Here is a 13,456-nt window from a genome sequence, read left to right on the forward strand (position 1 = left end):
CGCTTGCAAAATTAATTAAAAAACATTGATTTCTTTATACTATTTTCAATAAATACTAATTAAAATGAACAACCTCTCCTCTGCTAATGGTATTGTCGCTACCCAAAATAAATTGAGAATTCTGGGGTTGTATTTTATAGGTGATTGATTTGTTTTTATTACAACAAATCATCGTTATTATTTCTTTGTAAGTTAAATGATTAGCATCAAAAACAACCTCAGTCGCATCTTTCAAATTTTTTATAGTTGATTGCAAGATCATTTTTTTTGGTAAAGCAGCTTCCAATTTCGGATTCATTTTATTTGAAATATAAACGTAACTAGCTACATGTTTTTTATTAACCACTGGAGATCTTCTAAAAAAATAAACAGCACGGATTCCAAACCACACAAATGCATCGAATAGTCTGTTTTTTTTGAAATGCTTTTTATAAAATATTTGCATAGCACCATAAAAACGACGCGCGTAATGCTTATCTCGCAAGGTGCTTTCTCCTTTAAAATGTATTACCGATGTGCTTCCAAAATAATAATTATCATACCCTAATTTCAACACACTGTAGGACAAATCAATATCTTCGCCATACATGAAATAATCCTCATCAAAACCGCCAACTTTATTATATAAATCTCTCTTAACAAGCATAAATGCACCAACCAGAACATCTACTTTTCCTGTTTGATCTTCCTTCAAATGATTTGCATAATACATTTGCGAATCGCCAAACAACTTCTTAACAGCCTCTTTTACAAAAGGTATATTGCGCTTGCTTTCTGGTAAAAAATTTCCAATTCCATCAATTAATTTGCAACCTACAATACCTAAATTAGATTTACTTTCTACAAAAGCTAACATGGATTTGAAAGTATCTTCAGCAACAACGGTATCCGGATTTAAGATGCATAAATACTCTCCTTTAGCATGCGAAACTCCAATATTATTTCCTTTCGAAAAACCAAAGTTTTCTTTATTTTCAATTAAAACTACTTCTGGAAATAAGGTTTTAACCATTTCGCAAGTATCATCTTCTGAATCATTATCAACTACAATAATTTCAGCTTCCAGATTAGTTATAGCGGCTTGAACACTTTTTAAACATAACTCTAAAAAATAGCGAACGTTATAATTTAATATGACGATGGATAGTTTCAAGAGATAATTATAATTTTAAGGAAGATTCAAATGGAACTCTATTAACAATACTTCTCCCTAAGGTAATTTCATCGGCATATTCCAATTCATCACCAACCGAAATACCTCTAGCAATGGTAGATGTAAACACGTTACAATCCTGAATTTGTTTGAAAATATAAAAATTAGTAGTATCACCTTCCATGGTAGAACTTAAAGCAAATATAAGTTCCTTAATTTTTCCGTCCTTAACTTTATTTACCAATGAAATAATATTTAAATCGTGTGGACCAATGCCATCCATTGGTGAAATTTTCCCACCCAAAACATGGTATAATCCTTTAAAAGAACTGGTATTTTCAATAGCCATTACATCGCGAATATCTTCAACAACACAAACTAGTGTTTCATCTCTATTTGGGTTTGCACATATTTCACACAACGCCACATCACTAATATTGTGGCAGGATTTACAAAACTTAATTTCGTTCCGCATGGTTTGTAAAGCTTCCGCTAGAGCTGTTGTTTGTTCTTTTGGCTGTTTCAGCATGTGTAAGACCAGTCGTAATGCGGTACGTTTACCAATACCTGGCAATTGCGACATTTCATTAACAGCACGTTCTAATAGTTTAGATGAAAATTCCATGGTTGCGAATTTACAAATAATGTTTGTTTCTATGCCAATGTTAATTTTGAAAATCTTTATTTGTATATTTCGCCTTCATTCGTAAAAAAATTATGCAACCTATACACGTTTTACTATTAATCGTAATTTATTTCGGTATTTTAATTTTCATTTCCTACCTAACCAGCAAGGAAGACAGTAATGAATCTTTCTTTAAAGCAAACAAGTCGTCGCCTTGGTTTTTAGTTGCTTTTGGTATGATTGGAGCTTCGTTAAGTGGTGTAACTTTTATATCGGTACCCGGAGATGTAGGGGGAAATATGTTTGGTTACATGCAAGTTGTATTTGGTTATTTAATAGGCTATATGGTTATTGCTTACGTATTGTTACCGGTATACTATCGGCTTAATGTGACTTCTATCTATGAATATTTAGGCGACCGATTTGGTATTTTCAGTCATAAAACGGGCGCCGCCTTCTTTTTTGTTTCTAGAGTTTTGGGTTCTGCTTTTCGGCTATTTTTAGTTGCCAGTGTTTTACACGAATTTGTTTTTAAATATTGGAATTTCCCTTTTCCTGTTACCGTTGTAATATCCGTTGCACTTATTTTAGCTTATACTTTTAAAGGAGGAATTAAAACCGTTGTATGGACTGATACCATTCAAACCCTACTCATGCTAATTGCTGTTATTGTTACCATAGTACTTATTTACCAAGAAATGGGTTGGGGTTTAGGTGATTTTATTGGAAGTGAAGCCATTAAAGAATATGACAAAATTTTCTTTTTTGATGACATTTTAGCTAAAAACCATTTTATAAAACAATTTTTAGGAGGAATGTTTATTGCTATTTGTATGACTGGTTTAGACCAAGATATGATGCAGAAAAACTTAACATGTAAATCCTTAAAAGACGCTCAAAAAAACGTAGTTACCTTTAGTGTTGTTTTAGTTTTTGTAAACTTCATATTTTTATTATTAGGCGCATTACTTTTTGTTTATGCCGAAACAAAAGGTATTGCAGTACCGGTTGTTGATGGTGCCACTAAAACAGATTTACTTTATCCGGAAATTGCATTAAACTCCGACTTGGGATTACCTGTAGCAATATTCTTTATGCTAGGCTTAATAGCAGCTGCTTACAGTAGTGCCGACAGTGCTTTAACAGCCTTAACAACGTCGTTTTGTATTGATTTTTTAAATATTGAAAAACGAGCATTAAGTACCCAAAAAGGTACAAGAAAAAAAGTACACGTAGGTATGAGTATTTTAATGGTTTTAGTAATAATTTGTTTTTATTATGTACTAAACCAAAATGTAATAAGCGGTATCTTAACCGTTGCTGGCTATACCTATGGCCCACTTTTAGGCTTGTTCGCTTTTGGTATTCTTACTAAGGTTAAAATTAATGACAAACGCGTTCCGTACGTTGCAATAGCCTCTGTTGTTATATGCTACATGCTTGCAAATATCCCCTCAGAATATTTAGGAGGTTACAAGTTTGGTTACGAATTACTAATTGTAAATGGTCTTCTAACATTTTTAGGATTAATACTGATCCGTAGAAAGTAAAACTAAAGTACAAGCAGATTCAAAATGAATTTTATTTTCTCTTAGAATTTTGTACAATTCAGGATTTTCGGTGCCTGGATTAAAAACAACACGTTTAGGCTTTAACGATACTATATATTTGTAATAAGCCATTTGGTTTTTAGGATTCAGATATAGTGTTATGGTATGTACACCTTCAAATGGCGGCATATCTGTGTTAATTTTCACTCCTGAAACCTCTCCAGATTTTAAACCAATTGCACATGTTTCAACGCCATGTTTAACAAGTTTGTGAATTGCTAAATTTGAATATCTACTTGTATTTAAGGATGCTCCGAGCACTAATGTCTTCTTATTCATAATGTTAAAAAATAATATTTCATTGTAAATATAGTAACAGATTGTAAAATGGATCGTCTAATTCATAATCAATCAAAAAAATCAATCAAATGAAAAAATTATTTTTAGCATGTGCTTTGTTATGTTCTTTTGTTAACAACATACAAGCCGCAAATCCAAAACCAACCGATGATAAAACTGGTACTATCACCGGAAAAGTATTAGACGCAACACTAAAGCAACCCTTACCGTATGTAAATGTTATTATTAAAAATAATAAAGAAGACATTATAACGGGAGGAATTACTTCTGAAGATGGTAGCTTTAAAATTGAAAAAATTGAAGAAGGAAAATTAATAATCAGCATTCAATACATTGGTTATAAAACACTTTTAAAAGAAATTTCAATAAATAAAGATAACCACAAAATAGATTTAGGAAACATCTATTTAGAAGAAGCTGCCGAAGGTTTAGAAGAAGTAACTGTAATAGCTGAAACCTCAACGATTCAACAAAAGGTAGATAGAAAAGTAATAACCATTGGTAAAGATTTAGCTGCAACAGGCAGCGCATCAGAATTAATGGTAAGCATTCCATCGGTTGGTGTTGATGCTCAAACAGGTGAAATTAGCTTAAGGGGAAATGAAAATGTACGTGTTATGGTTGATGGTAAACTATCAAACATCCCTACTGCGCAATTACTTAAACAGATTCCTTCAACTGCTATCAAATCTATCGAATTAATCACCAACCCTTCTGCAAAATACAACCCTGAAGGAATGAGTGGTATTATAAACATCATATTGCATAAAAACACAATGATAGGTCTTAATGGTAATGTAAATGTAGGGATAACACACGAAATTGAAGCAAAATTCAATAGTTCACTAGATATGAATTATCGTAATGGAAAATTTAATTTATACGGTAGTTACAGCAACAATATCTCAAAAAACAAAAATGAAGGCTTAATTTCCAGACCTGAAGACAACTCGCAACAATTCTTTCAGTTTTTAGATAAAATACAATCCCATTTATATAAAGTGGGCGTGGATTTTTACTTAAACGATAAAAATACAATTTCTGTTTTCACTACACAAAATACATCTGAGAACAGTAATACTGGTAAAACCGATGTTCTTTTTAATAATGATACTTCTTTAAACCAAACGCAACTATTTTTTTCCAATAGCAACAATTTATCATCTCAATATAATTTTGATTTCAAACATGATTTTTCTAAAGAAGGACATCATATAGAATTTGAAATAGATTATAATGTTTTTGATGACGAAAGTCCAGTTGACTTCACTTTCTTACTAGGTCCCAATGAAGATTATAAGGATTTTAATAATACCGATAGAAAAAGCACCACTATAAACTTGGATTATGTAAATCCCTTTTCGGAAAAATCGAAGTTAGAAATAGGTTTAGAAGCCCGATTATTTAATTCTGATATTGCCTTCGCTTCTACCGGTTATACTTATAACGATTCTGGTGTTTTAAGACCAACACCCGGAACGGCCTTTGATTATACTAGAGACATATACTCCGCCTACGCTAACTACAGTAAGCAGTTTGAAAAATGGAGTTACCAGTTAGGATTGCGAACAGAAAATGTAAAAGAAGATGCCTTAGCGCTATCAACAGAAATAGAAAGCTCCTTAGCGTTTAAAAATGACTATTTCGAATTATATCCTTCTCTTTTTTTAACCTTTTCACCTTCCGAAAAAAACGCTTACCAACTTAGCTATAGCAGACGTGTTGACAGACCGGGAATCGACCAAGTAAACCCGATTAAAGAATGGAGTTCCCCGCTTTTTTCATCGTACGGAAATATTAATTTAAAACCCCAGTTCACCAACTCCGTTGAAGCTAATTACACTAGAACTTTAAAAGATAAAAAGGGAACTGTAACAGGAGGCGTGTTTTACCGTGTAATTTCAAACAATATAAATCGTGCGTTGTATATAGACAGAACGGATATTCGTTCTGGACGCGTTATACTTACACACGATAATTTTGAAAATACTACAGCATTTGGTACCGAATTGTCTTCAAATTACAAACCAACTAAATGGTGGAATATCAATTCTAGTTTCGATTTATACTCGCAAATACAAAAAGGGATTACAGAGAGTTTAACAGTACCTTTAGAAATTGCTACCATCAACGATATTGAAACAACAGTTGAAGAAATTGATAATATAGCTTGGAATTTTAGAATGTACAACAACTTTAGTCTAAGTAAAACAGTTTCATTTACTGCCTTTGGTTTTTACCGTGGTAAAAACAAAATGCTACAAATTGACAGAGAACCTATGTACTTTGTAAATCTTGGCGCACGCATCGGGTTTGCACAAGGCAAGGGCACATTTAGCTTTAATTTAAACGACGTATTTAACACTATGGAATTTGCTTTCTATGGCAAAAAACCTTTTATACATAACGGTGCTTTTAATTGGGAAAGCAACACGTGGAATGCAGCATTATCTTATAGATTTGGTGGAGAAAAATACCAAGCTAAATCAAGAAAATCAAGAGGCTACAATGAGAATTCTGGCGGAGGTGGTTTCATGTAAAATTTTAACTAAAGCATACTTAAATTACATCGTTATTTCAATAAATAATAAAAAGTATATATAAAACTTTGGCATAAATTTTTTAACAAAAAAGATGGTTGTACACAATATCTGCTAAAGTATTACGTTAGAATAAAGTACAATCCAGCTAAACGAAAGATAATTATTTAAGAGTTAGTCGTCTACACATAATAAGTTTCGTATAAAAGATATGTATATACCATAAAAACTCGAGAGGTAACTTTCGAGTTTTTTTTTTATAAAACGTTAAAAATGAGTTAAATAAAACAATTATCGTAATATATCTGGAGCTATTACGTCTAACTAATAATATTCTTCACTATAGTTAAGTGTTAGTTGAAGTTGATTAATAGCTAGGAAAGCCCGGAATGATATATTTCCGGGCTTTTCGTATTTATAAATTTAATAATTAGGCCCATTTAATTATGGCACTACCCCAAGTAAAACCACTACCAAAAGCGGCCAACACTACATTATCACCTTGCTTAATTTTGCCTTCTTCCCAAGCTTCAGTAAGCGCTATAATTACAGAAGCAGCGGTAGTATTACCATACTTCATAATATTATTAAACACCTGATCGTCTCTTAACTTAAATTTGCTTTGGATAAATTGTGCTATTCGTAAATTAGCCTGATGCGGAATTAACATGTCAATATCTTCTTTTTTCAGCCCATTTTTTTCTAAACCTTCTTCAATTACTTCACTGAAACGAACTACAGCATGTTTAAATACAAAAGTACCATCCATATATGGAAAATAGGATAAGTCCTCATCACCTGCCTCAATAATTTCGGGCACCCAATGAGCTATACTTGGGGATGCTACAATTAACTTATAAGCATATTTTCCTTCACTATGCAAATGTGTTGATAAAATACCTTTTGAATTGTCCTCTTCCCTAGAAAGCACGCAAGCCCCTGCGCCATCTCCAAAAATTACAGTTACACCTCTTCCTCGTGTTGTTTTATCCAGTCCGTTGCTATGGTATTCTGCACCAATAACCAAAATATTTTTATACATACCTGTTTTTATAAATTGATCAGCTACAGAAATAGCATATACAAAACCCGAACATTGGTTTCTAATATCTAAAGCACCAATAGTAGGCATGTCCAACAAATCTTGAATTTGCACCCCACATCCAGGAAAGTAATAATCGGGGCTTAACGTAGCAAAAACAATAAAATCGATATCATCTTTGGTTAACCCCGCACGTTCTATAGCAATTTTAGCAGCTTTTGCTCCCATGGTTGCCGATGTATCTCCGGTACCTTCCTTAATCCAACGACGCTCTTTGATACCGGTACGTTCTTGTATCCACTCGTCATTAGTATCCATTATTTTTGATAAATCATCATTTGTAACCACATTATCTGGCATGTATTTACCTAATCCTATAATTTTTGAGTTGTACATATGTATGTTAATTATCTTTATTGAAATTTTACGTGATTAAATTTAGTAAAATATTAAAACTAACCATCAAAACGCAAGCATTTTTAATTATTTAAAAGTTATGATAAAACTATAATTAAGAAATCAATTCCTATTTTTACCATTATCTTAAACACAAAATTTCACTCAATTTTCAAATTAATTTAGCCCATAAAAATGAAAAAACTGTCATTATTATTTTTATCCTTCGCGAGTATCCTTTGTTATACGCAAGAAACCACCACTTACCAAAAACCATCCAAGGAAATTTTGGAATTAGCAGAAGCCGAATTGGCACCTTCTATTCGAATGGATAGTAAAGGTGAAAACATTTTATTTCTAAATAGAAGCAATTATAAAACCATTGAAGAACTTTCTGAAGAAGAATTAAGATTAGGCGGATTAAGAATAAACCCTATTACAAACATTGGAAGTAGAACCCGATACTATACAGGAATTGATATAAAAATTGGAAAAAAAGGTGACATAAAAAAGGTTTCCGGCTTGCCCGAAAATGTACGATTAGCAAACTTCACCTGGTCGCCAGACCAAAAACTAATGGCCTTTACCAATACTGTTAGCAAAGGAGTTGAATTATGGGTACTTGATATAGCATCGGCAACGGCCAAAAAAATTAGCAATGCCAATTTAAATGCCAATATAAATGACCCTATGACATGGTTTAAGGATAGCAAATCATTATTGGTGAAAATAATCCCAAATAATAAACAACCATTAATTAATACAAAAGAAGCAATCCCTACAGGACCAACAATATCTATTAGTGAGGCTGGTGTTGAGGCACAAAACAGAACTTACCAAGATTTACTTAAAAATAAAAACGATGAATTCAATTTTGAACAGTTAGTACTTTCCGATATTTATAAAATAGATTTAGATGGTTCTTCTTCCCTTTGGAAGCAAAGTGACATGTATTTAAACACATCTTTTTCTCCCGATGGTAATTATATTATGGTTACAACCATTAAAAAGCCATTTTCTTATTTAGTTCCTTATTCTAGATTTCCTTCAAACACTAGCATTTACACAGCCACTGGAGAATTTGTAAAAACTGTTTTGGAAGTGCCACTTATTGAAGACTTACCAAAAGGATTCATGGCCGAACGCACTGGCAAAAGAGATTTAAATTGGAGAAACGATAAACCAGCTACCTTATATTGGGCAGAGGCTTTGGATGAAGGAAATCCTGAAAACAATGTTCCTTTTCGAGATGAAGTATTTCAGCAGGACGCCCCTTTTGATGGTCCCATTATCTCTATCTTAAAGACCAAAGACCGTTTTAGAGGTATTACTTGGGGCAATGATAACCTTGCTATTGCATACGATTATTGGTGGAATACAAGAAACACAAGAACATATATCTTCAATCCATCAAACCCATTGGAAACACCAACAGTACTTTTCGACAGAAATTACCAAGATGTTTATAGTGATCCAGGTTCATTTGTTACCGTTAAAAACAACTATGATGAATCTGTTTTAGATTTAGATAAAAATAACGCCTTCCTTTTAGGGGACGGTTATAGTGAAAAAGGAAAATTTCCATTTGTTGATGAGATAAACCTAGAAACCAAACAGACCAAACGCTTATACCAATCTAAATTAACAGATAAATTAGAAAACATTGTTTTTGCTCTAAATGCCAAGGCTGGTGAAATTGTTGTTCAAATAGAATCCAAAAGCGAATATCCTAATTATTATATTCGAAATATAAAAAAACGAATTGCCCCCATTCCTCTAACGAAATTTGAAAATCCTTTTAAAAGCATTCAAAATGTATCTAAAGAAATAATTAAATACAAACGTGAAGACGGTTTAGAACTAACAGGAACTTTATACCTTCCAACCAATTATGTGAAAGGCAAAAAGTACCCTATGATTATGTGGGCGTATCCAAGAGAATACAAAGACAAAAGTAGTGCAGGACAAAACACGTCCAATTCTAATGAATTTACCTTTCCTAGCTACGGTTCTCCTATTTATTGGGTTACAAAAGGCTATGTAGTTTTGGACGACGCATCGTTCCCTATAGTTGGTGAAGGCGACGAACAACCTAACGACACTTTTTTAAAACAATTGGTTTCCAATGCCAAAGCAGCCATAGATGCTGTAGACCTCTTAGGTTATATAGACCGAACTAAAGTTGCCGTTGGCGGGCATTCCTATGGTGCGTTTATGACTGCTAATCTTTTATCTCACTCCAACTTATTTGCTGCTGGCATTGCCAGAAGTGGCGCTTATAACAGAACATTAACACCCTTTGGATTTCAAAGTGAAGAACGCAATTACTGGGAAGCTCCGGAAATTTATAATACCATGTCTCCTTTTATGCATGCCAACACCATGAAAACGCCTTTATTGTTAATTCATGGTGAAGCAGACAATAACTCTGGCACCTATCCTTTACAAAGTGAGCGCTATTTTAATGCTCTAAAAGGTCTTGGAGCACCCGTACGTTTGGTTATGCTTCCAAAAGAAAGCCATGGTTATGCCGCCAAAGAATCTATTTTACATATGCTTTGGGAACAAGACCAATGGCTGGAAAAACATTTAAAAACGAATTAGAAAACAACAGTTCTATACCCCGAAGACTCTTAAAAACAAAACCCATCTATTATAGGTGGGTTTTTAATTAAATGTCAGTTTGTCACCTTTTTACTCTTGGTACTTTTTTTGACTATTACATTTCAATTAAAATAAATCTAAAATTAATCAGATTCCCTTTTGGGAATGAAAAATTAAAAACAATTATATTATGACAAAAGGAAGTATTAATGTTTCAGTAGAAAACATTTTCCCACTCATTAAAAAATTCTTATACAGCGACCACGAAATCTTTTTACGTGAGCTAATTAGTAATGGTACCGATGCTACTCTAAAGCTAAAACATTTAACAAGTATTGGTGAATCTAAATCGGAATACGGCAATCCGCAAATTGAAGTTAAGATTGATAAAGAAGGTAAAAAACTTCATGTAATTGATCAAGGATTGGGTATGACTGCTGAAGAAGTAGAAAAATACATTAACCAAGTTGCTTTTTCTGGAGCTGAAGAATTTTTAGACAAGTACAAAGATTCTGCAAAAGATTCTGGAATTATTGGTCATTTCGGACTTGGTTTCTATTCAGCATTTATGGTGGCAGAAAAAGTTGAAATCATAACCAAATCGCATACTGATGCAACTGCTGCACATTGGACTTGTGATGGTTCTCCTGAATTCACATTAGAAGCTTCAGATAAAACAGACAGAGGTACTGAAATTATTCTTCACATTGCAGAAGATTCAACTGAATTCTTAGAAGAATCTCGTATTAGCGCATTACTTCAAAAATATAACAAGTTTATGCCTATTCCAATTAAGTTTGGAACAAAAGAAATAAACGATCCTGATCATGAACCTGCAACTATTACAGATAAAGACGGAAAAGAAACCAAAGAACCAAAACGTAAAATTACGGTTGATAATATTGTAAATAATCCAAATCCAGCATGGACAAAACAACCAACCGATTTACAAGATGAAGATTATAAAAGCTTTTACCGCGAGTTGTACCCAATGCAGTTCGAAGAGCCTTTATTCAACATCCACTTAAATGTAGATTATCCGTTTAATTTAACAGGTATTTTGTATTTCCCGAAATTGGGTCAGGATATGCAAATACAAAAAGATAAAATTCAACTATACCAAAATCAGGTATATGTTACCGATAATGTAGAAGGAATTGTTCCTGAATTTTTAACCATGCTTCGTGGTGTTATTGATTCACCAGACATCCCATTAAACGTATCGCGTTCGTATTTACAGGCAGATGGTGCTGTTAAAAAGATTTCATCTTACATAACTCGTAAAGTTGCCGATAAATTAAAATCATTATTCAACTCAAACCGTGAAGATTTTGAGGCGAAATGGAACGACATTAAAATTGTAATTGAATATGGTATGCTTTCAGAAGAAAAATTCTTTGAAAAAGCGAACGATTTTGCTTTATACCCAACGGTTGATGGCACGTATTATACTTACGATGAATTATTCAATAAAATAAAAGCAAACCAAACTGATAAAGATGGCAAATTAGTTATTCTTTATGCTTCAAATACAGATGCGCAGCATGCTTATATAGAATCGGCTAAAGCGAAAAACTATGAAGTTTTATTATTAGATTCTCCAATTGTATCGCATTTAATTCAGAAGTTAGAAAGTTCAAAAGAAAATATTTCTTTTGCACGTGTTGATGGTGATCATATTGATAAATTAATTAAGAAAGATGAAACTACCATTTCTAAACTTTCAGAAGAGCAAAAAACAGCACTAGACACCTTACTAAAAGAAGTAATTCCTTCAGAAAAATTCATGGTACAATTAGAAGCAATGGATAGTGATGCTTCTCCATTCATCATTACACAACCAGAATTTATGCGTAGAATGAAAGAAATGCAGGCTACTGGCGGTGGCGGTATGAATATGTTTGGTAGTATGCCTGAAATGTACAATTTAGTAGTTAACACAAACTCTAAATTAGTTAGCGACATTTTGGAAACCGAAGCTAAAGACGAACAACAGCGTTTAATAAACCAAAGTTTAGATTTAGCGCGTTTATCGCAAGGTTTATTAAAAGGTGAAGAACTTACCAAATTCATTAAACGTAGCTACGAAATGATTAAATAAAGCTATTTTATCATTTCCTTAGAATAGGGAATATCATTTTAACAAAACCACTTTGTATAAACAGGGTGGTTTTTTGTTTTTCACATGACTTTTGTCATGCTTTTTGTGATAGAAATTTGTTAAATTAAAGATTATCAAATTTTTAACTAAAACCATCTCTAATGAAAACACAACTACAACAAAAACTATTTTTATGTCTTTTGATACTATTCAGTTTAAATTTTTATAGCTATTCACAAGACTTCATCGTAAATGATGATTTTGAATCGGACGTCCTTGGCACTCTTCCTGAAGGTTGGGTGATTCGGTATGGCGGAACAGGTAATGCCAATCAAAAGATAGTTGATGATCCCGTGAAAAATGGCATTCATTCGTTTCAAGTATCTGGCTCAGGATGGGCAGCTAACCTTAGCAAGGGTGTAACCAGCATGCCCAATAAAGTATCCTTAGAAGTATGGATGCGGGCTGAAAATGTAGTTTCGGGTGGAAGAAGCGGGTTAGCTATAGGTAATCCTTCAATTGGCACATGGGGTTCTTTTATTGCAAGAATTGAATTTTATAATGGTAACCTTATCACTTATTACCACACAGGAAATTCTGGGGGCTATGGAACACAATATATTCTTCAGGCCGCTACTTCAAACACCTGGTATCATGTTAAAATTGAAGCTGATTTTGAAAAAGGTACTTATAAAACATATATAAACGGCGAACAAGCCTCCTCAGAAACTGGTGGATCAACAACAAGTGATTTCCCTTTACTACCTTCAATCACACCCACATCAGTGGAAATATATGGTAATAGTATGATTTATTTTGACGACATTAAATTATATGAAACAAAAAAACCCATTGCTTACTACCCATTTAATGGCAATGCTAACGATGAGAGTGGAAATAATCTTCATGGAACAGTTAGCGGCGCAACTTTAACAACCGATAGGTTTGGTAATCCAGATAGTGCTTATAATTTTAATGGCAGTGACGTAATAACAATAGCCAATGACAACTTGTTAAACTTTGAAAACGAAGTAAGTTTTTCAGTATGGATAAAACCAGATTCACAACAAAATGCTATGGTTTTA

Annotated in this window: 9 protein-coding genes; 5 read left to right on the forward strand and 4 right to left on the reverse strand. The window is 33.1% G+C overall.

Annotated elements, in window-relative coordinates; translation table 11 throughout:
* Positions 1-55: 55 nt before the first annotated feature.
* Together ABYI63_RS12995 and recR are read right to left on the reverse strand one after the other, a co-directional pair.
* Positions 56-1,153, reverse strand: a complete 1,098-nt coding sequence (locus ABYI63_RS12995; RefSeq protein WP_372756796.1) for a glycosyltransferase family 2 protein — start codon at positions 1,151-1,153, stop codon at positions 56-58.
* A gap of 7 nt (positions 1,154-1,160) precedes the next feature.
* Positions 1,161-1,778, reverse strand: coding sequence for a recombination mediator RecR (recR, locus tag ABYI63_RS13000; protein ID WP_372756798.1), 618 nt, complete (start codon positions 1,776-1,778; stop codon positions 1,161-1,163).
* A gap of 92 nt (positions 1,779-1,870) precedes the next feature.
* On the opposite strand from recR, the gene ABYI63_RS13005 reads away from it, so the two are divergent.
* Positions 1,871-3,328 (forward strand): sodium:solute symporter, encoded by a 1,458-nt coding sequence (locus ABYI63_RS13005; RefSeq protein ID WP_372756800.1) that lies wholly within the window; start codon positions 1,871-1,873, stop codon positions 3,326-3,328.
* On the opposite strand, the gene ABYI63_RS13010 is transcribed toward ABYI63_RS13005, so the two are convergent.
* Positions 3,305-3,667: a CoA-binding protein gene (locus ABYI63_RS13010; protein ID WP_372756802.1), complete on the reverse strand. Its 363-nt coding sequence runs from the start codon at positions 3,665-3,667 to the stop codon at positions 3,305-3,307. The genes ABYI63_RS13005 and ABYI63_RS13010 overlap by 24 nt on opposite strands.
* An 89-nt stretch (positions 3,668-3,756) precedes the next feature.
* On the opposite strand from ABYI63_RS13010, the gene ABYI63_RS13015 reads away from it, so the two are divergent.
* Positions 3,757-6,228 (forward strand): TonB-dependent receptor domain-containing protein, encoded by a 2,472-nt coding sequence (locus tag ABYI63_RS13015; RefSeq protein ID WP_372756804.1) that lies wholly within the window; start codon positions 3,757-3,759, stop codon positions 6,226-6,228.
* A gap of 430 nt (positions 6,229-6,658) precedes the next feature.
* Here ABYI63_RS13015 and ABYI63_RS13020 read toward each other — a convergent pair whose 3' ends face one another.
* The gene (locus tag ABYI63_RS13020; protein WP_372756805.1) at positions 6,659-7,666 is read right to left on the reverse strand and encodes a 3-oxoacyl-ACP synthase III family protein; all 1,008 of its coding nucleotides are present in this window, start codon (positions 7,664-7,666) and stop codon (positions 6,659-6,661) included.
* A 195-nt stretch (positions 7,667-7,861) separates the two neighbouring features.
* Here ABYI63_RS13020 and ABYI63_RS13025 point away from each other — a divergent pair, with 195 nt between their 5' ends.
* The 3 genes from ABYI63_RS13025 to ABYI63_RS13035 all read left to right on the forward strand — a co-directional run.
* Complete coding sequence (locus ABYI63_RS13025; RefSeq protein WP_372756807.1) at positions 7,862-10,270, forward strand: prolyl oligopeptidase family serine peptidase; 2,409 nt, start codon at positions 7,862-7,864, stop codon at positions 10,268-10,270.
* A 190-nt stretch (positions 10,271-10,460) separates the two neighbouring features.
* Entirely contained in the window at positions 10,461-12,371 is a 1,911-nt protein-coding gene (gene htpG, locus ABYI63_RS13030) for a molecular chaperone HtpG (RefSeq protein WP_372756808.1), read from the forward strand.
* A gap of 161 nt (positions 12,372-12,532) precedes the next feature.
* Positions 12,533-13,456: LamG-like jellyroll fold domain-containing protein (locus ABYI63_RS13035; protein ID WP_372756810.1), on the forward strand; the 924-nt coding region annotated here is incomplete at its 3' end.

The sequence above is a fragment of the Mariniflexile sp. genome (genome assembly GCF_041583155.1).
Classification (GTDB): Bacteria; Bacteroidota; Bacteroidia; order Flavobacteriales; family Flavobacteriaceae; genus Mariniflexile.